Source organism: Streptomyces sp. 1114.5 (genome assembly GCF_003635085.1).
Taxonomy (GTDB): domain Bacteria; phylum Actinomycetota; class Actinomycetes; order Streptomycetales; family Streptomycetaceae; genus Kitasatospora.
In genome coordinates this window covers 1-22,297 of record NZ_RBXE01000004.1, presented here as the reverse complement: position 1 = coordinate 22,297, position 22,297 = coordinate 1, and the positions used below count along the sequence as shown (strand labels likewise).

The 22,297-nt window shown below is 74.4% G+C and carries 11 protein-coding genes and 6 pseudogenes; 7 read left to right on the top strand and 10 right to left on the bottom strand.

The window, feature by feature from the left end:
• Positions 1-96 precede the first annotated feature (96 nt).
• Positions 97-1,050, bottom strand: coding sequence for a DUF4331 family protein (locus BX285_RS35205; RefSeq protein ID WP_097234537.1), 954 nt, complete (start codon positions 1,048-1,050; stop codon positions 97-99).
• Between the two features lie 557 nt (positions 1,051-1,607).
• On the opposite strand from BX285_RS35205, the gene BX285_RS35195 reads away from it, so the two are divergent.
• Positions 1,608-3,251, top strand: coding sequence for a serine hydrolase (locus BX285_RS35195; RefSeq protein ID WP_097234535.1), 1,644 nt, complete (start codon positions 1,608-1,610; stop codon positions 3,249-3,251).
• A gap of 36 nt (positions 3,252-3,287) precedes the next feature.
• Here BX285_RS35195 and BX285_RS35190 read toward each other — a convergent pair whose 3' ends face one another.
• From BX285_RS35190 to BX285_RS38975, 3 genes are all read right to left on the bottom strand, one after another.
• Entirely contained in the window at positions 3,288-3,959 is a 672-nt protein-coding gene (locus BX285_RS35190; RefSeq protein WP_097234534.1) for a hypothetical protein, read from the bottom strand.
• Positions 3,960-4,734: 775 nt separating this feature from the next.
• A complete protein-coding gene (locus tag BX285_RS35180) occupies positions 4,735-5,166 on the bottom strand; it encodes a hypothetical protein (protein ID WP_121179601.1) in 432 nt (143 codons plus the stop codon).
• A gap of 84 nt (positions 5,167-5,250) precedes the next feature.
• Positions 5,251-5,715, bottom strand: coding sequence for a sigma factor (locus tag BX285_RS38975; protein ID WP_259470988.1), 465 nt, complete (start codon positions 5,713-5,715; stop codon positions 5,251-5,253).
• A gap of 147 nt (positions 5,716-5,862) precedes the next feature.
• Between BX285_RS38975 and BX285_RS35170 the strand changes: the two genes are divergently transcribed.
• The 3 genes from BX285_RS35170 (at position 5,863) to BX285_RS35145 (ending at position 13,754) form a co-directional block, all read left to right on the top strand.
• Positions 5,863-6,342 carry a carboxymuconolactone decarboxylase family protein gene (locus tag BX285_RS35170; protein ID WP_097234531.1) on the top strand — a complete coding sequence of 160 codons (480 nt, stop codon included), beginning with the start codon at positions 5,863-5,865 and terminating at the stop codon, positions 6,340-6,342.
• A gap of 65 nt (positions 6,343-6,407) precedes the next feature.
• Positions 6,408-6,794, top strand: a complete 387-nt coding sequence (locus BX285_RS35165) for a DoxX family protein (RefSeq protein WP_121179600.1) — start codon at positions 6,408-6,410, stop codon at positions 6,792-6,794.
• Positions 6,795-7,922: 1,128 nt separating this feature from the next.
• On the top strand, positions 7,923-13,754 hold the full coding sequence (locus tag BX285_RS35145) for a Pls/PosA family non-ribosomal peptide synthetase (RefSeq protein ID WP_398901867.1): 5,832 nt from the start codon (positions 7,923-7,925) through the stop codon (positions 13,752-13,754).
• A 2,579-nt stretch (positions 13,755-16,333) separates the two neighbouring features.
• On the opposite strand, the gene BX285_RS35135 is transcribed toward BX285_RS35145, so the two are convergent.
• Together BX285_RS35135 and BX285_RS35130 are read right to left on the bottom strand one after the other, a co-directional pair.
• On the bottom strand, positions 16,334-16,978 hold the full coding sequence (locus BX285_RS35135) for a flavin reductase family protein (protein ID WP_097234526.1): 645 nt from the start codon (positions 16,976-16,978) through the stop codon (positions 16,334-16,336).
• A 163-nt stretch (positions 16,979-17,141) separates the two neighbouring features.
• Positions 17,142-17,799: pseudogene (locus tag BX285_RS35130) on the bottom strand (carbonic anhydrase).
• Positions 17,800-18,263: 464 nt separating this feature from the next.
• Between BX285_RS35130 and BX285_RS35125 the strand changes: the two are divergent.
• Together BX285_RS35125 and BX285_RS35120 are read left to right on the top strand one after the other, a co-directional pair.
• A pseudogene (locus BX285_RS35125) lies at positions 18,264-18,643 on the top strand (helix-turn-helix transcriptional regulator).
• Positions 18,644-18,648: 5 nt separating this feature from the next.
• Positions 18,649-19,057: pseudogene (locus BX285_RS35120) on the top strand (VOC family protein); the annotation flags it as partial.
• 328 nt (positions 19,058-19,385) lie between these two features.
• On the opposite strand, the gene BX285_RS38035 reads toward BX285_RS35120, so the two are convergent.
• The 4 genes and pseudogenes from BX285_RS38035 to BX285_RS39680 form a co-directional block, all read right to left on the bottom strand.
• On the bottom strand, positions 19,386-20,006 hold the full coding sequence (locus BX285_RS38035; RefSeq protein WP_220784028.1) for a MerR family transcriptional regulator: 621 nt from the start codon (positions 20,004-20,006) through the stop codon (positions 19,386-19,388).
• Between the two features lie 3 nt (positions 20,007-20,009).
• Positions 20,010-20,066: pseudogene (locus BX285_RS39685) on the bottom strand (hypothetical protein); the annotation flags it as partial.
• Between the two features lie 442 nt (positions 20,067-20,508).
• A complete protein-coding gene (locus BX285_RS35105; RefSeq protein WP_121179597.1) occupies positions 20,509-20,838 on the bottom strand; it encodes a hypothetical protein in 330 nt (109 codons plus the stop codon).
• Between the two features lie 174 nt (positions 20,839-21,012).
• Positions 21,013-21,924, bottom strand: a pseudogene (locus BX285_RS39680) (NAD(P)-binding domain-containing protein); the annotation flags it as partial.
• Between the two features lie 38 nt (positions 21,925-21,962).
• On the opposite strand from BX285_RS39680, the pseudogene BX285_RS37800 reads away from it, so the two are divergent.
• Positions 21,963-22,297 (top strand): annotated as a pseudogene (locus BX285_RS37800) (LysR family transcriptional regulator); the annotation flags it as partial.

The following is a 22,297-nucleotide window of genomic DNA, read 5'->3' as shown; positions in this document are numbered from 1 at the left end:
AGCAGGAAGCCGGCCTGCCCGACTTCCTGCTCCGGCCCGCAGGCCCGTGCGGCCCGCAGGCCCGCCAGGCCCGTGCGGCCTGCAGGGCCCGCGGGTTCAGTGGGGGTGACCCAGGTAGGGGAAGTGGGGCAGCAGGTCGGTGTGCGGGCCGATGTGGTCGGTGGCCACGGTGGCGTCGGTGAGCATCGACAGCCGCGTCGAGGTGACGTCGTCGGTCAGCGTGCGCCCGTTGGGGTAGCCGGGTGGGCGGGTGCGGTCGTAGCGCAGGATGTCCGGCAGGACGATGCGCAGCTGTGCTTCGGCGGCCTGGGTGGTGTATCCGCCGAAGTGCTGGAGCTTGGCCGTCCACGGTTCCCGGTAGGTCTGCCAGTCCTGGGCGGGCTCGCCCGCGTTGTAGGCGTCCTTGGCGTCCTCTTCGTTGAAGTACGCCGTCAGCGACGGATGCGCGCCGCGGTCCACCGACACCAGGTGCCCGTCCTTGCGCACGCTCACCCGCGCCCACACGCCGATCTGCGGCGCATCGCCGAACTCCGCGTCCGGTGCCTCCAGCACGATCCCGAAGACGTTCTTGTCCGCGCCCCAATCCACCCCGGTCCACTGGAAGTCGTGGACGATGCCGTCCAGGTCGGCGAAGAACGGGTCGCTGCGCAGTCCCGCGCTCACCCGGTAGGGGCCCGCCTCGACCACGGCCGGGTCGGCGGTGAAGCTCACCGGCGCGCCCGAGGCCAGTACCTGCCCGGTGGCCTCGTGCCCGCGGGCGCCTTCGCCGGTGGCGCGGCGCACCGTCATGGTCTGCGCGCCGTCCACGGGTTCGGAGAAGGTGAAGCTGAACGCGATGTCGGCCCGGTTGTCGCCGTCGGTGTCGATGTTGATCCGGTACACCGCCTGCGGGTGGAAGGCCTGTCCGCCGGTCGGCGCGACCGGGTTGACGTTCATGATCAGTACGGTGCGGCCCGCCACCGGCGAGGCGAAGGCGAACAGGTCGGTCAGATCCAGGCGCGCGTCACCGTCGGGTGAGCGCAGGTTCGGTCCGCTGAGATGGTGTGACAAGACGCTTCTCCTGAACATCGTGCGTACGGGCCCCGCCCTCGGGCCATTGCTAACACGCCCGCCCCGCCCAGGGCCCGTCACACTGCGCCGCGTGGGGCCTGCCCTGCCTTACCGGCCGCACGGCAGGGCAAGCCGGGGGAGTTGGGGCGAGGGGAGGGGCCCTGGCCGGCCCGGTGGTCCCGGGGATCGCCTCGCCCCGGGGAATGGTCACCCCGCTCGGCAGGTGGATGTCCTGGACGGCGTAGCGCAGCGGCAGGTGCGCCACCGGAGCGTCGCGGCCCAGCGTCTCCTCGACCACGTCGTTTGGCCGGCCTTGCCTGCGCGCACCCGGGCGAGCCGGTCGGGTGGTTCCCGCCGTCGGTCCCTGCCGCCCGCCCCCGCCCCCGCCCCCGCCCCCTGCCGCCGGTCCCCGACCCCTGGTCCCCGCCGGTCCTCGCCGCCGGACGGGTGATTGCCCCCGGCCCCGGCGCGCGGCGCCCGCCGGGGCGCTGGCGGCGCGTCGAATACTCGCGCCCAGGCGGCGCACGGCCGCTCCGCCCGGACGAGGGAGGACCCCCATGCGCCACCACGGCCCAGCCCGCCCCGCCGCCGCGCCCCTGCCGGCGGCCCTGCTGCTGAGCGCAGCGCTGCTCGCAGGGTGCACCGCCGCCACCGCTGGCCCCGAGGCCCCGCCCAGCACCACCACCCCCACCACCACAGCGGCCACCGCCCCGGCCACCGCGCCGCCGCGCCAGCCCCCGCCCCAGCTGACCGACCAGCAGGTGAACTCTGCCGTCGAGAGGATCGACGGCTACGTCCAGGACGCGATGCGCCGCACCGGCGTGCCGGGCCTGGCCCTGGCCGTCGTCCACCACGACAAGGTGATCCACGTCAAGGGCTTCGGCGTGCGCGAACTCGGCCGGCCGGACACCGTCACCCCCGACACCGTCTTCCAGCTCGCCTCCCTCTCCAAGCCGATCTCCTCCACCATCGTCGCCGGCGTCGTCGGCCACAAAACCGTCGCCTGGGACGACCCCGTCTCCGCCCACGACCCGGGCTTCGCCCTCGCCGACCCCTGGGTCACCGGCCACGTCACGATCGCCGACCTGTTCTCCCACCGCAGCGGCCTGCCCGACCACGCCGGCGACCTCCTCGGCGACCTCGGCTACCAGCGCGACTACATCCTCCAGCACCTGCGCGACCAGCCCCTGGCCCCCTTCCGCGCCTCCTACGCCTACACCAACTACGGCCTCACCGAAGCCGCCGTCGCCGTCGCCAAGGCCAGCGGCACCACCTGGGAGGACCTGGCCGCCGCCACCCTCTACAAACCGCTCGGCATGAACTCCACGAGCTCCCTGCGCTCCGCCTACGACAACGCGCCGAACAAGGCCACCGCGCACGTGCACACCGCCGCCGGCTGGCAGGTCTCCACCACCGAGAACCCCGACCCGCAGTCCCCGGCCGGAGGCGTCAGCTCCACCGTGCAGGACCTCGCCCGCTGGATGCGCCTGCAGCTCGCCGACGGCGCCTTCGAGGGCCGCCAGGTCATCGACGCGGCCGGCCTCGACCACACCCGGGTCCCGCACATCGTCTCCAACCCGCCCCAAGCTCCCGCCGCCGTCGCCGGTTTCTACGGCCTGGGCTGGAACGTCAACCAGGACTCCCACGGCCGGCTGCGCCTCAACCACTCCGGCGGCTTCGACCTGGGCGCCGCCACCACCGTCACCCTGCTGCCCTCCGAACAGCTCGGCATCGTCGTGCTCACCAACGCCCAGCCCACCGGCCTGCCCGAGGCGGTGGCCGAGGAGTTCTTCGACGTCGCCCAGAACGGCCACGAGAGCGTCGACTGGCTCACCTTCCTCGGCAAAGTCGTCCCCGCCGCCGCCGAACCCCAGGTATCCCCGACCGACTACACCAAGCCCCCGGCCGGCGCCGCCCCCGCCAAACCGGACGCCGCCTACGTCGGCACCTACGCCAACGGCTACTACGGCCCGCTGACCGTGACCGCCGGCGCCGGCGGGCTGACGATGAGCCTGGGCCCGGGCAACCTCCAGTTCCCGTTGCGGCACTACGCCGGCGACGTGTTCAGCTTCCAGACTCGCGGCGAGAACGCGGTGGGCCTGTCCGGGGTGACGTTCACCGTCGCCGCCGACGGCAGGGCCACCGAGGCGGTGGTCGAACAGCTCGACCACGAGGGCCTGGGCACCTTCACCCGCGGCTGAGCCCGCCCGGGGCCGACAGGCCGGCGTTCGCGGGCCTCACGCGTGGGAGCTGATCACGCCGCCGGCGGACAGCACGATATAGATGCCGTTGGCGACGGCACCCGCGTCGTGCCGGTCCGCCTCCAGCGCGCCCATCACCGCGTTGTCGCTGCCCAGGACCTGCGCACGGTAGTGGAGTTCACCGACCTTGGTGACCTTGGCCCGCCAACCGCCCGCGAGCGTGAACGTGCCCGGCCCCTGCTGCTCGCCGCCCATCCACGAGTGCACCGTACCGTCCATCGACAGCACGACGAACATGCCGTTGCCGTCCAGCCCGGCATCGCCGTCGTGGGTCTCCAGTGTGGCAAGGACCGAACCCTTGTTGACGATCCTGGCGCTGTAGTTCTGGTTCCCGCTCGCCTGGACCTCGGCCGTACTGCCGTCCACCAGCGTCTGACCGCGCGCCGGGGACGTCCCCTTGCCCGTGGCAGCCGCAGCGGCGGTGGCCTTGGACGAGGACGGCTTGGGGGAGACCGGCACGGTGGTCGCAGGCGCGGAAGGCGCGGCGGACGTCGCGGTCGCGGTGTCCGCAGTCGGCGCGGCAGGCGTGGTCGCCGCGGCGGTGCCGTGCGCGTCGGAGGAAGACGAGGAGGAGCACGCCGCCGCGGCAGGGACGAGCAGAGCGGCGGCCAGCACAGTGCCGGCCAGACGGGTCGTCACGAGAGGCATGCGGGATCTCCTGAGCACAAGGACGGGTGAGAGCACGAACAGTGCGCGGCGTGCACGATCGAACCTAGTGCGAACAGTCGACGGAATGACGCCTTCCGTGTCACCGCACTGCAACGCCCGCCCCGGCCGCCCTCCGTGCTGCGCCGCAGGTGCATCAGCGGCGAGTCGTGGCCGACACTACGGGCCAGGTGCGGGGTGACCAGGGCGTGCTCGTCGAAGCGGAACACGGACAGGAAGTGGAGGCGGTACCTGTCCTCGGGCTTGCGCTGCAGTGTCTGTGGCAGAGCGGGCTGCTTCAGGCATACCGAGGTAGGTGGTGTGGGCGGGGAAGTCCTCTGACCGGGTCTCGGGGGTCAGCTGCGTCCACACCGCCCCGGGGCCGGGCCGAACGGAACGGGTAGACGGCGAACACTTCCCGGTCGTGCCCGGTTTTCAGAGAGCCGGGGTTCCACTGTCTTAGCTGTAACACCGGCCCGGGATGCCGGCTGGTGGGGGGGGATGGGTGGGCTGCGGTTCTGTCTTGTTGAAGTGTTGGTTGTGGATGGTGGCACGGTCTCTCCGACCGCCCGTGTCACTGTCTTGCTGCGGTGTGTCGGTGGTTTGTTCGGTGTCTGTTTCGTCTCGGTCGGTGGCCTGTCGCGTCGCGTGGTTGTCTTCCGGGCTGGCCGGGTTGTCGAGGTCCTTGCCGGATATAGGGGGAGGAGGAAGGCCGCTGCCGGGGTGGCGGGTTGGTCGGTTCGGCGGGGGGGCGGGCGGGGGTCTGGTGGCCGGGGTGTCAGGGGGTGGTGCAGACGGCGGTGGCGCGGATGGATTCGTTGACGGTGTTGGTGTTGGTGCCGCGTACGACCCAGGCGCTGCCGCTCGGGTAGGAGTCGGTGAAGAAGATTTTGAAGGCGCTGGTCTGGCCGCCGCCGCCGGTGGGTACGTCGCCGGAGGGGCAGTCGACGGTGGCCACCGCGTTGCCGCCCGGGCCTACCACGACCCAGTCTCCGGTGACCTGCACGTGCCCGGCCAGCAACGAGGCGTCGGTGACGGCCGGGTCGCCCGGGACGGTGACGACCGGCTTCGCGGCGGGCTTGGCGTCGGGCCGGTCGGCGGGGCCGGCGTCGGCGATGGCGGCCGCGGTGCTTGCGGCCAGGAGCCCGAGGGCGGTGAGGGCGGCTGCAACGACGGGCTTGCGGCGGGCGGTGCGGGTGGTGGGGGTCATGGCGGTCTCCTGGGTCGTGTGGGGTGGGGGCCGGGGGTGCAGTGCAGCGCAGTGCCGGATCGGGCGGCGCTTCGTGATGTCCCGTCACCGGTTACCCTGCGCGGCCTGCGCGTCCTGTGCGTGCGTGTGGCGCTTCACCCGAACGGGGCCTGCCTGCGCACCGGGCGGCCCTGCGCCGCGGAGTGGGAAGTCGGCGCGGGCGACTTCCCACTGCGGGTCACTCCCGTCGTGCCTGCTACCGCTGCGGGCGCAGGTCGGGGTCCGAGGCCGGGTCGAGGTGGGCGGGCTTGTCGGGGTTGGACGCCGGTGCAGGGCTCGGAGGGCGTCGTCGGTGATGTCGAGTGCGATGGCGGTGGCGGTGCGCTCCTGGGGGTCGGGCAGGTTGGCGCCGGGGCGGCGGGTGATCCACTTGGCGCGGGTCAGGTTGAGGAAGGTGTCCTGTACCGGGTCCTCGGTGTCGCCCACCGAGCCCGTCATTTTGTGAGCGATGGAGAACAGCAGCGGCCGGTACCCGGCCGCCGCCTCCGCCCCTGCCGGCCCCGCAGCCACCGCAGCCCCTGCTGGTCCTTCCGCCGGATCTTCCCCGCCTGCGCTGTCTGGCTGTGGGTGGCGCACGTCACATTCGGGTGGTGTCACAGATCGCTTGGTTGTCCTGTCTTCATGGGCAACAGCGGACAACGTAGCGAGGAGCGCGTCATGGAAGCCCGTCTGAACCCGTTCACCAGCCCCGTGATGGGCAAGGTCTTCAAGCATCTGATCGCCGCGAACCAGGCGCTGCTGGCCTCCACCCTGCCCCTGGCCACCCAGGAGCTGGTGAAGCTGCGGGCCAGCCAGATCAACGGCTGTGGCTACTGCGTCGACATGCACTTCAAGGACGCCGTCCACGGCGGCGAGGACGCCACCCGGCTGAATCTGGTCGCCGTCTGGCGCGAGGCGACGGTGTTCACCGACGCCGAGCGGGCCGCCCTGGAGCTGGCCGAGGAGGGCACCCGCCTCGCGGACGCGGCGGGCGGGGTCAGCGACGAGGTGTGGGCCAACGCCGCCAAGTACTACGACGAGGAGCAGCTGGCGGCGCTGGTGAGCCTCATCGCGGTGATCAACGCCTTCAACCGCGGCAACGTCATCACCCGCCAGCGCGCCGGCGGCTACCAGCCCGGACAGCACCACAGCCTCTGACCCGCAACCGCTGCCCGCCCGGCCCCGTACGTCCGTACGCCCGTACGCCTGCAAGGAGAGTGCCCGTGAACCTCGCACTGTGGATCGTCGCCGCAACGCTGGCCGCCGCCTACCTGGCGGGCGGTGTCTTCAAGCTGGCCGTGCCCAGGGCGAGGATCGCCGCCGCCGGGCACAGCGGCCGCTGGGTCGAGGACTTCAGCGCGGGCGCGGTGAAGGCCATCGGGGCGGTGGAGATCGCGGCGGCGGCGGGGCTGGTGCTGCCCGCCGTCTGCGGTATCGCGCCGGTGCTCGTCCCGCTCGCCGCCACCGGGCTGGTGCTGCTGATGGCCGGCGCCGCCGTCGTACGGGCACGGCGCCGGGAGTACCGGCTGGTGGCGGTGGACGCGCTCTACATCCTGCTGGCCGCCTTCGTGGCCTGGGGCCGCTTCGGCCCCGCACCGTTCCTCAACTGACCGGAAGAACACGGACAGCGGGGCGGGCCGCCCCCACCCGCCCGCCCCCCGCCGCCCGCCCCCGCCCGGGCTCACCCCGGCAGGGCCACCGCCGCCGGGGTCCAGCACCCGGCCGCGCCGTGGCGGACGGCGAGGTGGCCGACACTGCGCCACGGGCCCGGGCGCAGGGCGCGGCCGGTACGGCGCACGCCAGGCCGCCGGGGGCGGTGAAGGTGAGCAGTGGGTGCTCGTCCAGGCTGCCGATGTGCAGCAGGCTCTCCCAGCGGCCCGGGCCGAGTCCGGCGCCGGGCGGGGGGCGCGTCTCCTGGCCGGCGATGCCGGCGACCTGCCCGGCCGTCAGCAGGTGGGCGTTGCAGGGCATGTTCCCCTGCACCGGCGGGTTGTGGAAGGCCGAGCCGCCGCCCTGTACCGGTGAGCGTCCGGCGAAGGACAGCGTGCCCGCCGGCGGGTGGCCGCTCCTCCGACAGCGTCCACAACCGTCGCCCGGCAGCCGGGGTGGCTGCGCGCCGCGCCTGCCGGGCGCTCGCCGTGCAGGTGGCAGGCGAGGCGGGCGGCGTGCAGGTTCGGCCTGTACGCCACGTACCGGATAGACCGCCCTCGCCTCCCGTCCGGGCCGGCCGGGGATGCCCCTCCGCCCCCACCGGGTGACCACCGACCGGACACCCACCCCCCTGCCCGCCGGGACAGGGCCTGTTCCGCCTCACGCCTGCGTGCCCGCCCCCGTGTTGGTGTCCGCGCCCGCGTCCGCGCGGGGGTCGGGGAGCGTGAAGCCCACACCCGTGAGCTCCTTGGTGGGGTTGTCGTTTCCTGGTTGTCGGTAGTGTGCCGGGCGCGGTGGTGTTCGTCGCCCTCCTTGTTTTGCTGGGGTGGTGTCGTGTGGTGGGGTGTTTGGGCTTCATCGGCGGGTTGATCGGCGGTACCCGGGGTGGTGTTCGGTTTGTTTTGTTGTCGGGGTTGTTCGGTGCAGATTCATGAGAATTGTCTGTGATCGTGTGCTGGCTGCGTCCGGTGCGGCATCGGTGGGGTCATGGTGGGTGGGCGCGTTTGCCGTCCGGTGACGCGTGTGCCGCTTGTTGTCACGGTCTGTTTGTGCTGTCGGTACGACCGGAGTCGAGGGAATCCCATCTGATGGACGCACGTGACGACTTGTCGGGTCCGGGCACGCTGGACCGCCCGTATCCGGGTCAGGCGGCGGGCTGGCCGTTGTCGCGGCCCGCGCATCCGCGTAGCTTGTTCGATGTCATTGCTGCTACTGCTGACGCCCATCCCGATGCGCTCGCGCTCGATACCGGCGAGGTCGTGCTGGACTATCGTGCTCTGCTCCGCCGGGTCGATGTCCTGGCCGCTTCGCTTGCCGCCCGTGGTATCGGTTGTGGTGACCGCGTGGGTGTGCGTATCCCTTCGGGTACGGCCGGCCTGTACGTCGCGATCCTTGCCGTGTTGCGCTGCGGCGCTGCTTACGTTCCGGTGGATGCCGAGGATCCCGACGAGCGCGCGGAGATGATCTGGCGGGATGCCGGTGTGTGTGCTGTCCTGGGCGCGGACGCTGTCCTGGATGCGGGGTGCGCTCGTCCGGGTGGGCGCCCGGCGTGGCCTGCGCCCGCTGACGATGCCTGGATCATCTTCACTTCCGGTACGACCGGCCGTCCCAAGGGTGTCGCGGTGACTCACCGTGCCGCTGCTGCTTTCGTCGATGCCGAGGCCCGTCTTTTCCTGCGCCATCGCCCCTTGGGCCCTGGTGATCGTGTCCTGGCCGGTTTGTCGGTGGCTTTCGATGCCTCGTGTGAGGAGATGTGGCTGGCGTGGCGTCACGGCGCCTGCCTTGTGCCTGCCCCGCGCTCTCTCGTCAAAGCCGGCAGCGATCTCGGCCCCTGGCTGGTGGAGCGGCGTATCACGGCGGTGTCCACCGTTCCTACCCTGCTCGCCTTGTGGCCGCAGGAATGTCTGGAGGCGGTGCGTCTGATCATTGTCGGCGGTGAAGCCTGCCCGGCCGAACTCGTCGAGCGTTTGGCCATCGGCGGCCGCGAGTTCTGGAATACCTACGGTCCTACCGAGACCACTGTCGTCGCCACTGCCGCCCGTCTGCTGCCCGGCCGTCCTGTGCGCATCGGTGCCCCTCTGGACGGCTGGGAGATCGCCGTCGTGGACCCGGCCGGAAACCCCGTGCCCTGGTACGGCAGTGGTGAACTGCTGATCACCGGCGTCGGTACCGCCCGCTACCTCGACCCCGTCAAGGACGCCGAGAAGTTCAGCGCCCACCCTGCCCTGTCCTCACCGCGCGTCTACCGCAGTGGCGACCTGGTGCGCAACGACCCCGAAGGCCTGGTCTTTCTCGGCCGTGCCGACGACCAGGTCAAACTCGGCGGCCGGCGTATCGAGCTCGGCGAGATCGACGCCGCCCTGCAGGCCCTGCCCGGTATCCGGGCCGCGGCCGCCGCCGTGCGCAAGACCCCCGCCGGCGCCGACCTGCTCGTCGGCTACCTCGTCGCCCGCCCCCACACCACCCCCGACCTCGCCGCCGCCCGCCGCCACCTCCTCGAACAGCTGCCCGCCCCGCTGGTCCCGGTCCTCGCCCTCGTCGACTCCCTGCCCACCCGCACCTCCGGCAAAGTCGACCGCGCCGCTCTGCCCTGGCCCCTGACCACCACCACCGGCCCCGCCACCACCACCACCACCGCCACCGCCGGAACCGCCACCGGCCCCGGCCTCGGCGGCACCGCCGGAACTGCGGGAACGGCCGGTCCCGGCCTCGGCGGCACCGCCACCGCCGCCGGAACTGCGGGAACGGCTGGTCCCGGCCTCGGCGGAACCGCCACCGCCGCCGGAGCCGCGGGAACGGCCGGTCTCGGTTTCGGCGGTACTGCCGGTCTGCTCGCCGGACAGTGGGAGCGGCTGTTGGGTAGCGCGCCTGGTCTCCGTGATGACTTCTTCGTCCTCGGTGGTTCCAGCCTTACCGCTGCCCGTCTTGTCTCGGAGCTGCGTACCCGTCACGGTGGCGTCTCTGTTGCCGATCTGTATGCCCACCCGGTCCTGGCTGACCTCGCGGCCTATCTCGACACCCTCACCCCCACCACCGCGCCCCCCGACACCGCCGGCACCGCCACCGCCGCGGGATCCGCGGGAACGGCTGGTCCCGGTTTCGGCGGTACTGCCGGTCTGCTCGCCGCGCAGTGGGAGCGGCTGTTGGGTAGCGCGCCTGGTCTCCGTGATGACTTCTTCGTCCTCGGTGGTTCCAGCCTTACCGCTGCCCGCCTTGTCTCGGAGCTGCGTACCCGTCACGGCGGCGTCTCTGTCGCCGATCTGTATGCCCACCCGGTCCTGGCCGACCTCGCGGCCTATCTCGACACCCTCACCCCCACCACCGCACCCCCCGGCCTCGGCGGCACCGCCACCGCCGCGGGAACCGCGGGAACGGCCGGTCCCGGTTTCGGCGGCACTGCCGGTCTGCTCGCCGCGCAGTGGGAACGGCTGCTGGGTAGCGCGCCTGGTCTCCGTGATGACTTCTTCGTCCTCGGTGGTTCCAGCCTCACCGCTGCCCGCCTTGTCTCGGAGCTGCGTACCCGTCACGGCGGCGTCTCTGTCGCCGATCTGTATGCCCACCCGGTCCTGGCCGACCTCGCGGCCTATCTCGACACCCTCACCCCCACCACCGCACCCCCCACCACCCCCGACACCCCCGACACCGCGGGAACCGCGGGAACGGCCGGTCCCGCCGGCACCCGCGACACTGCCGGCACCGCCGGCCCCGGCCTCGGCGGCACCGCCGACACTGCCGGCACTGCCGGCACCCGCGGCACTGCCGGTACGGCTGGCGGGCGGGCTGGGCATGGTGAGCCGGCTGCCGGTGTGCGGTGGCGCCCGGTGCGCGGTATCCCGCGTACTGCCGTGGTCTGGCAGAGCTTGCTGCTCTTGGTCATGTTCACTCTTGCCGGGCTGCGTTGGATCCTGGCGCTCATTGCTTTGGACAATCTCACCGGTAACCATCTTTCCTGGGCCCCGCACAGTTCCTGGTGGCCCGTTGCTGCCGGTCTCGTTCTCTTCTACAGTGCCCCCGGCCGTACCCTGCTCGCCGCCGTCGGCGCCCGCGTTTTCACGGCCGGTATCCGCCCTGGCAGTCATCCCCGTGGTGGTCATGTCCATCTGCGTCTGTGGGCTGCCGAACGCTACACCGCGCTGTTTGCTACCGCGGCGCTCGCCGGTACCCCTTGGGCGGTGCGCTATGCCCGTGCTCTGGGTTGCCGGGTCGGGGAGGGCGTGCGCCTGCACACTCTGCCTCCTGTCACCGGCCTCGCCCGCCTGGGTGCCGGCAGCTGTCTGGAACCCGAAGCCGACATTGCCGGCTGGTGGCTCGATGGTGACACTCTCCACCTGGGCCGCATCGACGTCGGTGAAGGCGCCCGTATCGGCCACCGTGCCACCCTCATGCCCGGCGCCCGTATCGGCGCCCGCGCCGAGATCGCCCCGGGCTCCTGCGTCACCGCCGCCGTCCCTGCCGGCGAACACTGGCACGGCTCCCCGGCCCGCCCCGCCGCCCGACCCGGCGCCTGCTGGCCCGCCGAGCCCGCCCCCGCTGCGCGTACCCGCAATCCCTGGAACCTCGCCTACGGTGCCGCTTTCGCCTTCCTGGGCCTCGTCCCGGTCATCTCCGCCCTGCCGGCCCTGGCCATCGTCTACCCCCTCATCGACACCGACCGCACCCTGGCCGACGCCCTCCTGCAGCTCCTGCCCGCCACCATTCCCCTCGCCGCTCTCACCCTGCTGTGCCACGCCGCGCTCATAGTGCTGCTCGTGCGCCTGTTCTCCCTGCCCCTGACGCCCGGCCACCACCGCGCCGACGGCCGTGTCGCCTTCTGCGCCTGGGCTGTCAGCCGCCTCAGCGACACCGCCCGCCGCACCCTGTTCCCCTTCTACGCCGGCTTGTTCACCCCCGTGTGGCTGCGCCTGCTCGGCGCCCGCATCGGCCGGCGTGTCGAAGCCTCCACCGTCCTGGCCCTGCCGGGCCTCATGCACGTCGACGACGGCGCTTTCCTCGCCGACGACACCCTCATCGCCCCCTACGAACTGCGCGGCAACTGGCTGCGTCTGGGCCCCGCCCACATCGGACGCCGTTCCTTCGTCGGCAACTCCGGCATCGTCGGCCCCGGCCGCCACCTGCCCGCGAACTGCCTTGTCGGCGTCCTGTCCGACGCCCCCCAGGGCGCCCCCGAAGGCTCCTCCTGGCTCGGCCGTCCCGCCTTCGCGCTGCCTCGCGTCGCCGACAGCGGCGCCGACGCCCGCACCTACAACCCGCCCCGGCGCCTGATGTGGGCGCGTGCCGGCGTCGAAGCGTGCCGGCTGCTGCCCGTCATCCTCGCCGCCCTCCTGGGCGACCTCGTCCTCGCCGTCCTGCAGGAACTGCGCGACGCCTACGGCCTGGGCACCGCCCTGGCCGGCGCCGGCCTCGTCCTCATCGGCGCCGCCGTCATCGCCTGCGCCCTCACCACCGCCGCCAAATGGCTGCTGGTCGGACGCTTCCGCCCCGCCGAACACCCCCTGTGGTCCACCTTCGTGTGGCGCAACGAGCTCTACGACACCTTCGTCGAGGAACTCGCCATGCCCTTCGGCGGCCACACCATCACCGGCACCCCCTACCTGAACGTGTGGCTGCGCAGCCTCGGCGCCCGCATCGGGCGCGGCGTGTGGTGCGAGACCCACTGGCTGCCCGAGAGCGATCTGGTCACCGTCGAAGCCGGCGCCAGCGTCAACCGCGGCACCGTCCTGCAGACCCACCTCTTCCACGACCGCGTCATGCGCCTGGGCCCCGTGCACCTCGGCGCCGGCTCCACCACCGGCCCGCACTCCATCGTCCTGCTCAACGCCACCCTGGGCGCCGGCGCCTGCGTCGGCCCCGCCTCCCTCGTCATGCGCGGCGAGAACGTCCCCGGCGCCACCCGCTGGCTCGGCAACCCCGTCGCCGCCTGGAACGCCGACCCCACCCCACCCCCGGCCGGCGCGCCCAACACGGGCGCCGCCGCAGCACCACCCGCTGACCCGGGACCGGCCACCGCACACGGCCCCGGGACGGGGCACCGCACACGGCCCCGGGACCGGGCCCAGGTGCCGCCCGGACACCGGCACCCGCTCACGCACCGGCATCCGCTCACGCACCAGCACCCGCTCACGCACCGGCACCGAACACGGCCCCGGGACCGGGCACCGCACACGGCCCCGGGCCCAGGTGCCGCCCGGACACCGGGGCACCCGCTCACGCACCGGCATCCGCTCATGCACCGGTGCTGCTCATGCACCGGCGCCCGCTCACGTACCGGCATCCGCTCACGTACCGGCACCGCACACGGCCCCGGGACGGGGCACCGCATACGGCCCCGGGACCGGGCCCGGGTGCCGCCCGGACACCGGCATCCGCTCACGTACCGGCACCGCACACGGCCCCGGGACGGGGCACCGCACACGGCCCCGGGACCGGGCCCAGGTGCCGCCCGGACACCGGCACCCGCTCACGCACCGGCGCTGCTCACGCACCGGCATCCGCTCACGCACCGGCAACCGCACACGGCCCCGGGACCGGGCCCAGGTGCCGCCCGGACACCGGCATCCGCTCACGCACCGGCGCTGCTCACGCACCGGCGCTGCTCATGCACCGGCATCCGCTCACGCACCGGCACCGCACACGGCCCCGGGACCGGGCCCCGGGTGCCGCCCGGACACCGGCATCCGCTCACGCACCGGCATCCGCTCATGCACCGGTGCTGCTCGTGCACCGGAGGTGCGGGCGCGCAGTTGGTAGTGGAGGTCTTCCCGGCGCCCGGCGCCCGGGCTGCGGTGGTTCCTCAGGCCGGCCCGGATCTCCTCCAGGGTCGCCGTGCCGCGTGCGTCGCCGCGCAGGGCCAGCGCGGCGGCGGCTTCCAGACGGGCGTCGACGTGAGGGTCCGCGAGGCGGGCCGCCAGCACGGCGCGTAGCGCCGGGGAGTCGGTGTCGCAGCGGGCCAGGCCGTGCAGCGCGCTCGTCCGGATGTGCTCCACCGGGTCGTCGGCCAGGCGCAGCAGGGCGGCCAGGCGTGGGGGCGCTGGGCCGTGAGAGCGGGCAGCGCCCGGGCGACGGCCCCGTGTACGTCCGGGGCGCGGTGGCCGGCGTGGGCCGGGACGGCCGCCGGTCCTCGCGCGTGCATGGACGCGCTCCTCGGGCTGAGGCCCGAGGATTGCGGCCCGTGCCGCAGAGTGCGGCACGACCGTGGCTATCCTGCTTCACCGACCTGTGCCGACGCTTGCGCTGGTCTTACCTGGTCTCCACAGGTCTTTCGAACCCGAGGGTTGCGTTCCCGCCCGTCCAGCGGTACCTGACCCGTCGGCGGTACCTGACGCCGTTGCGCCGTGACGGCGAAGCGGCTCTTTCTGACCCGCTGACGCGGGAAAGTCGGCTTCACCACCGCTGTGAACGGCGGAGCACTGCCGACGATCCCGGTAGCCGGTGAAGGGGGAGACGACGGCGGCTCGCAGGGCGTACGGGTCGCGTTCGGTGCCGGCAGCGGGCGCAGGAACGCGGCTGCCTCCCGGGCGTACGGCGGTTCGCCCTCGACCTCGGGGTTGAAGCCGTACCCCAGGAAGTCGATCGCGTCGAGCGCGAAGCGCCTACGGCCCAGCGCCCCGCCGCCGTCGCCGTCGCTGCCGCTGCCGTCGCTGTCGCTGCTGCTGCCGCCGTCGTCGCTGCCGCTGTCGCCGTCGCTGCCGCGTCGCTGCCGCCGTCGCTGCCGCTGCCGTCGTTGCCGCTGCTGTCGCCGTCGTCGCCGTCGTTGCCGCCGTCGTCGTCGTCGCTGCCGCTGTCGCCGTCGCTGTCGCTGTCGCTGCTGTCGTCGAGGGTGTCTTCGGCGGCCGCGCGGGCCCAGTCGAACATCTCCTGGCTCTGCGCAAAGGCGATCCGGCACAGCGACTCGTGCCAGTCGTCGTGGCCGGGGTCGGCGTGGACCAGGGCGCGGGCCATCAGCTCGTCCGGCGGGTGGTGGATACCGAGCCTCGCCTCCACAGCGGTGACGACCGCCCACAACGCCGACAGCCCGCACCGCCCCGGCCCGGGCCGCCAGGGCGGCCAGGGCCATGCGCAGCGTGCGCCGGTGCGGGCTGTCGGCGTCCGGCGGGTCGCGCACGGGGGGCAGCGGCGCGTCCAGGGTCCGGTAGGCGCCGTTCCCGGCGGCCCAGGTGACGGGGTCGACGGCGCCGGCCCAGGGGCGGGCCGGGTCGACGTCCCAGCGCACGACGAGCTCCCGGGCGGCCTCCGGGCGCCCGGCGTACGCGGCGGGCGCCGGCAGCGCGGTGCCGTCCTCGTCGGTGAACCCGCGCGCGTCCTCCAGCACTTTCGAAGACCGTGGTGTCGCCGCCGCGCTCGACGGCGGCCGGCAGCAGGGGAAGACCCGCCGGCCGATCATGCCCGCGCCGCGCCCATCCCTGGGCGAGCGCTTTTGCCGGCGACCGCCGGCCGTCCCTTCGGCGCCCGGGGTGCCGGACAAGGCCGGGGGCCGGGGCCGCCGACGGCACGATCGAAAGACGGCGGCCCCGGCCCCGGGTCCGGGTTCCGTACGGGCGGGGGCATCGACCGCGGACGTGCCCGTACGGGTGCGGTCGCCCGCCATTCGACAACTTCAACAGGACTTGAAGTCAAGCCCCCGCACCTCCCGGCAGGCCACCGGCAGGCCACCGGCACCTCCCGGCAGGCCCCGGCACCTCCCGGCAGGGCCCCGGCACCTGCCCGGCAGGGCCCCGGCCGTCCGTGCGGTCCCGGTGCCGGGTAGCCTCGCTCTGGGCAGGGCCTTGGGACGAGGCGGACAGGGCGGGCGGATGACGGAGCAGCAGCGCAGCTACTGGCGGGTGTCGGACGGTGCGGCCGTCAGCGCCTCCCAGGCACAGATCGTGTGGACCAGGGCGGCCTACCCCGCTCTGGTGGAGGTGGCACGCCGCTACCACGCGGTGATCACTTCCGCGGACCTGGCCGAGGCGGTCCAGGAGGCCTCCGGGGTGCGTACCCGGGTCAACCAGCGGCACTGGATCGGCAAGGTCCTGTCCCTGGTGGTCCTCGAAGCCCACCGGCGCGGCGACCCGCCGCTGACGGCTCTGGTGGTCCACGCGGCGGACGGCAAGGTCGGCGCCGGCTACCAGGAGGTGCTGGCGGTGGCCGGACAGCCGCCGCTCGCGCAGGAGATGGACCGCGAACAGCACGCCGCCGCCGCCCGCCTGGCCTGCTACCGGCACTTCGGCGCCGACCTGCCCGCCGACGGCGGCACCCCGCCCTCGCCCCGCGCCTGCGCGCCGCACTGCAGCGCAAGACGGCCGCCACCACCACCCGCACCTCCGCGCACGCCGCCGCCTCCGTCTCGGCTGCGGCCGCTGCGCCGCGGCCGCCGGCGATCTGCCCGAACTGCTTCCTGGAACTGCCGGCCACCCGGGTGTGCGACTCCTGCGGGCAGAGCGTCGCACCCTGACCGCCCCTTTGGCGCAGGCGGCCGGTGGCCGGCCGTCACCGGGTGCCGGCCGTCACCGGTGGCCGGCTGTCACCGGGTGCCGGCCGGCGCGGGCATCCGCCCGGGCATCCGCCAGCCCTGGGCCAGCCGTGAGGGGGCCAGGCGCCGGCCGCCGCCGAAGAACTCGCAGAACTTCATGATCAGCGGGTCCCAGCCGAGCGGGTCCACGTAGTGGCCGGTGCCCGGCACGATCAGGCTCTCCTCGACGTGCGCGCGCACGACCGTGACCTCGAAGGCCGTACAGCCCTCGTTGCCCGCCATCGGCGTCGCCGCCTCCAGCCGGCACTCCAGCTGCACCGGGCACTCGGCCGCCCGCGGTGCCCGCACCAGCTCGCCCGCCACCTCGGTCAGCCCGGCCGCGGCGAACTTGCCCCGCTCGTGGCGGTAGCCCTGGCGCAGCCGGTACTCGGCGATGCGCGGGTTGGCGGTCAGCAGCGCCAGGGCGTCCACGGCGTCCACCTGCGCCGAGGAGGGCAGGTTCAGCACGCACTCGCCCTCGCGCCGCAGGTTGGCCGAGGTCTGGGAACTGTTGCCCAGCCCCAGCACGCAGGACTGCCCCAGCCACCACGCCGAGGACATCGGCGCGAGGTTGGCGCTGCCGTCCTCGTTGCGCGAGCCGATCAGCACCACCGGGGTGCCGAAGTACAGGACCTTGAGGTCGGTCACCTTGTGCACGGGAACTGCCGTCCTTGGGGGTCGGGGGAGGGGACTGTCGTCGGCCACCGACTCTGCCCCCGCCCGCCCGGCGGCGCTGGCGGGGATCGGACATCCAGTTCCCGCCACCCGCCGCCCCGCCGCCCGCCGCCTGCCGCCCGCCGCTGACGGACCGGTCGGCCTGTCAGCTCACCGGTCCCCGGGCGGCGACCTGACGGGCCTGGCCGTCACGCAGCGGTAGGACAGGCCCACCACCGCCACCGTGCCCTGGGCGACCTTCGCCGCCAGCGCCTGGGAACGCTCCACCAGCAGGTCCACCGTCTGACGGATGTGCTCGTCCACGATCGCGTCCCGGTCCTCGATGCCCGCCGCCTTCGCGGACAGCACGCTCGGCGTCACCCGCTCCACCACGTCCCGCACGAAGCCGCCCGGCATCCGCCCCTGCTCCAGCGAGTCCAGCGCCGCCGCCACCGCACCACAGGAGTCGTGCCCCAGCACCACCACCAGCGCACAGCCCAGCACGCTCACCCCGTACTCGATGCTGCCCAGCGCCTCCGCACCCGTCACGTGCCCGGCGGTACGTACCACGAACAGGTCGCCGAGCCCCTGGTCGAAGATGATCTCGGCGGCCAGGCGGAGTCCGAACAGCCGAACAGCACCGCGAACGGCCGCTGCGCCGGCGCGAGCGCGGCCCGGCGCCCGGCGTCCTGGTTGGGATGCTCCGGGTTGCCCGCGACGAACCGGGCGTTGCCCTCCAGCAGCACCCGCAGCGCCTCGCCGGGGTCGGATATCGGATCGGGATCGGAGGCCGCCGTGGGGCCGGATATCGGTGTGGGGATCATGCCAGCACCCTAGATCGTCCCAGGTCGGGCCCGCAGCCGGGGGCCGGGCGGGGGCCGGGCGGTGCCGGTCGGTGCTGGTCGGCCGCGGGCGGGTTGCCACGGGGCTGCGCAGGGCCAGGACGCCCGGTGCCCTGCTGTCCCCTGCGCCCGGCCGGCCGGGCCGTCCCCCGGGCCGTCCCTCGGGCCGTCCCCCGGGGTGGTCGGCGCGGTGGGGCGGGCGCAGGCGGGCCGCGCCGGACGGGGAGGCCCGTCTGTCACCGCCGGTGGGTACGGTGGCAGGCGTGTCCGCCCCCGAGCCCCGCCCGGCCTCCGAGCCCCGCCCGGCCTCCGAGCCCCGCCCGGCCTCCGAGCCCCGCCCGGCCTCCGAGCCCCGCCCGGCCTCCGAGCCCCGCCCCACCTCCGAGCCCCGCCCGGTTCGGGTGCCCGTCGCCGACCTCGTGCGGCTGCGCCGGGCCCGCGACCGGATGGACCGCGACTACGCGCAGCCCCTCGACGTGCCGGCGCTCGCCCGCACCGCGCTGATGTCGCCCGGCCACTTCTCCCGCAGCTTCCGCGCCGCCTACGGCGAGACCCCGTACAGCTACCTGATGACCCGCCGGATCGAGCGGGCCAAGGCGCTGCTGCGGCGCGGGGACCTGAGCGTCACCGAGGTCTGCCTGGCGGTCGGCTGCACGTCGCTGGGCTCCTTCAGTACCCGCTTCGCCGAACTCGTCGGCGAGAGCCCCAGCGCCTACCGGCCCGCGACCACGAGGACGGCGCCGCGATCCCCGCCTGCATCGCCAAGATCCGCACCCGCCCGGTGCGCCGCCCGCAAGCCAGCGGCGGGATCCCTCCCGTAGCGTGAGCCCCATGAGCATCGAACTCGCGCAGTGCTTCATCGCCGTCGACGACCACGACCGGGCCCTCGCCTTCTAACCGCGACGTCCTCGGCTTCGAGGTGCGCAACGACGTCGGCTTCGAGGGCATGCGCTGGGTCACCGTCGGCTCGCCCGACCAGCCCGGTGTCGAGATCGTGCTGGAGCCGCCGCTGGCCGACCCCAACGCCTCCCAGGACGACCGCCGGGCCGCCGCCGAACTCCTCGCCAAGGGCCTGCTGCGCGGCGTCATCTTCCGTACCGACGACTGCGACGCCACCTTCGAACGCCTGCGCGCGGCCGGCGCCGAAGTCCTCCAGGAACCCATGGACCAGCCCTACGGCGTGCGCGACTGCGCCTTCCGCGACCCGGCGGGCAACATGCTGCGCTTCAACCAGCCCCGCACGCGGCCTGACCGCCCACCGCCCCGGTCCGGTCCACCCCCGTGGGGCCGGGCCGGGGCAGCCGGCGCGCGGTCAGTGGTCAGTGGTCAGGGGCCCGGCCGGTGGGTGCGCAGGCAGGCCAGCAGGACCTGGGCCACCGTGAGGGCGGCAAGCACCGACCACGGCAGGAGCCCGGCCCCCGCGGCCAGGATCGCCGGGGCGAGGACGGGCCAGACGGTGGCCAGGCCTGCGCCCGGGTGCGGGTGCGGGTGACGGAGCATCATCGGTGCTCCTGCGGGCATCGCGGCGGGCGGGTCTTCGGGCGGGCCGGTGTGCGGGCCGGTGGCGGTCATGAGGCCTGGCGGGCCCGGTCGAGGAAGGTGCGCAGCGCGGCCCAGGCGTCGGCGGGGGCATGGGGGTCGCCGGACATCGCGGCGGGGTCCTCGCGCCAGGCGGTGCGCACGGCGCTCGACAGGGTGGTGTCGCCGCCGCTGAAGAGGCGGGCGAGTTCGTCGAGGCGTTCGGCGATGCGCCGCACCCGGGGGTCGGTGGGGGCGGTGCCGGCGGTGCGCAGGGCTTCGGCGCGCCGGTAGAGCTGGGGCCATTCGACCTCCAGCAGGTAGTGGGCGGCGGGGCCGAGGGCGGCGGCGTGGTCGGCGAGGGCGTGCAGCTGGTCGTCGTCGAGGTGGCGGCGCAGGGCCTCCTGGGCGGCGGGGCCGGTGGATCCGGTGGCGCCGGTGGCCCGGACCAGGCGCAGCAGGTCGGCGGTGTCGGGGGTGCGTGAGGCGGTGAGTTCGCCGTGCAGGTGGGCGAGGCGTTCGTGCAGGGTCTGCAGGGCGGTGAGGGAGGCCTCGGTGGCGGCCAGGTGCTCGCCCACCAGCCGCACGGGGTCGATGCCGGCGTCGAGGCAGGTGGCGATGGTCTCCAGGCCCAGGCGGCGGCGCAGGGCGAGGACCTGGTAGAGGCGCACGACGTCCTGTTCGGTGTAGGCGCGGTGGCCGGAGGCGGTGCGCCGGGAGGGGCTGAGCAGGCCGGTCCCAGTGGTGCAGGGTGCGTACGGTCAGGCCGCAGGCCTCGCGAGCGGGCCTTCCAGGTCTGTTCGGTGGGCATGGCACGTCCCTCGTCGTCAGGTGTGCAAGCCCGGGTGCCTCAGGCCCGGACCTCCCTATGCGAGAAACCCCCCCCGCCCGCCGCTTCGCCCCGGCCGTCGGCGCCGACGGGCTGCACTGCGCCGTGCGCCGCCCCGGCGTTCGGCCCGAACAGGGCCACTGCCGCCCGTTCGGCGGCTGCCACGACCGGTCCACCGTCCACGACCCCGCGCTCGCCCGCGACCTCGACGGCTGGTTCCTGACGGACAACGCCCCCGGCGGCCGGGTCGCCGGCGCCCGCCCGTTGCGGCACGCCCCGCACGCCCGTTCGGCCCGCCCGTTGCGGCCCGCCCGTTGCGGCCCGCCCGTTGCGGCCGTGCGGGCTCAGGGGGAGGGGGCCGGCGCCGCGCCGGGCGCGGCCTCGCCCGTCAGGGTGCGCAGCAGGTCCTCGCCCAGGGCGAGGCCGGCCTCGGACTCGTCGGGCAGGCCGTAGTCGCGGTACAAGTCGCCCGGGGCCTCCGGGTGCGGGCCGCTGACCGCCACCCGCCCGGCACCGTACGGGGCGACGACCACGGCCGGGCGCCCGCCCGGGTAGCGGGCGAGGACCTGGGTGCCGGGGCCGTCGACGTCGAAGTACGGCCCGTCCTGGAAGTACATCCGCTGCGGGCGCCCGCGCCACAGCACGTCGACCAGCCGGTCCCGCTCGTCGCTCACGCTCGCGCCCGGCGAGCGCACGTACTGCCCGGAGTCGCCGGCAGCAGGTCGAAGCCCGGGTCGCCGGCCAGGTAACCGCCCATGCACAGCCCCAGGTACCGGCCGCCGCGCACATAGGCCCGCACAGCTCCGGGGAGAAGCCGCTCTCGCGCCCCAGCAGCTCCCACGCGGTGCTCACCTCCTGCCCGTTGCTGCCACCGGGCTGCACGTACAGCGCCACGCGCCCGCCAGCGCGGACGGCCGAACCGCAGCCGCTCCCGCGGCGCGCGCCCGCCGCCGTGCTCCAGCATCGTGCGCGCGCCGCCTCCGGACAGCCCTCGCAGGCTGCCGGCCCCCGGTACACCAGCGCCAGCGGCCGGCCGTCCGCCGGCTGCGCCTGCCCGTCCCCGCCGGGGGAGCCCCCGCAGCCCGCCGCCACCACCGCCAGCACCACCGCCAGCGCAGCCCGCACCCGACCACCCGCACCGCCCACCCCCACCCGCGCCACTCCTCCCGGGGCCGCGAACCGCCTGCCGCGACGACGCTACGTCCCGCCCGCGGCCCGCCGCGAACCCGGGCCACGATCGGGTGGGTCCGCCGCGCCCGCGTTGACGACCGGTCCGGCTGCCAACGGTGCGGGCAGGCAGGGCAGTTACCGGTTTCCGGGCAGGCAGCCCGCCACCGCGGCAGGTCCTGCTCGGCGATCGGCGCATCCGCCGGCCGCACCTCGCGGGCCGGCTCCTGCAAAGCGCCCAACTCCCCGGCCATCGCCAGCACTTCACCGGCCACCGTCACCGAGGCGACGATCGCGCCGATCACCACCACCAGCTTCCACGCCGCCCCCGCCCCCGGCCCGCCGCAGCGCCGCACCCTGTCCGCCGCAGCGCCGCAGCGCCGCACCCTGCCCCGCTGCTCCAGGACGGGCTGCGCGCGGTCCGGGTCGGCGTCCTTGCCGCCCGCGGGGACCATCAGGTCGCCGGTGGCCGCCGGTCCCGCACTGCCGATCACCGGCGCATCCACCAGGGCGACGCCGTACGGACGTTGTGCCCGCAGCCCGGCGACGGCCCGCGGGCCGATCGAGGACATGTCGATCCACGGGTGCCCGGCGCCGGCTCCGGGGCGAACCGCCGGGCGTGGCGGCCTCGGTGACGCCCCGGCCCGAGAGCGGCCCCGAGAGCGGCCCCGGCGGCCCCGGGAGCGGCCCCGGTGGTGGGGGTGACGGTGAGGGCGGCCCGGGTGAGGCCGTCGGCGCGGCCGGGGGAGCGGTTCCCCGGTCCGCGATCTCCCGGCAGGTCGCCACCCGGGAAGGCGAGTCGGGTACCGCGCTGTTCGACTGCCTGGCCCGCGCAGTGCGCCTGACCGGACACGGCCGCACCCTGCTTCCGCACGCCGAGGCGATGCCGGAACGCCTCGGCGCCACCCGCAGCGACCTGGCCGCGCTCACCGAACTCACCGCCGGGTGCCTGCGGGTGGGCGCCTT

Coding starts and splice junctions, on each gene's coding strand:
- BX285_RS35195 (WP_097234535.1), top strand. CDS start 1,608: ATGCGCCACCACGGCCCAGCCCGCCCCGCCGCCGCGCCCCTGCCGGCG.
- BX285_RS35190 (WP_097234534.1), bottom strand. CDS start 3,959: ATGCCTCTCGTGACGACCCGTCTGGCCGGCACTGTGCTGGCCGCCGCT.
- BX285_RS35180 (WP_121179601.1), bottom strand. CDS start 5,166: ATGACCCCCACCACCCGCACCGCCCGCCGCAAGCCCGTCGTTGCAGCC.
- BX285_RS35170 (WP_097234531.1), top strand. CDS start 5,863: ATGGAAGCCCGTCTGAACCCGTTCACCAGCCCCGTGATGGGCAAGGTC.
- BX285_RS35145 (WP_398901867.1), top strand. CDS start 7,923: ATGGACGCACGTGACGACTTGTCGGGTCCGGGCACGCTGGACCGCCCG.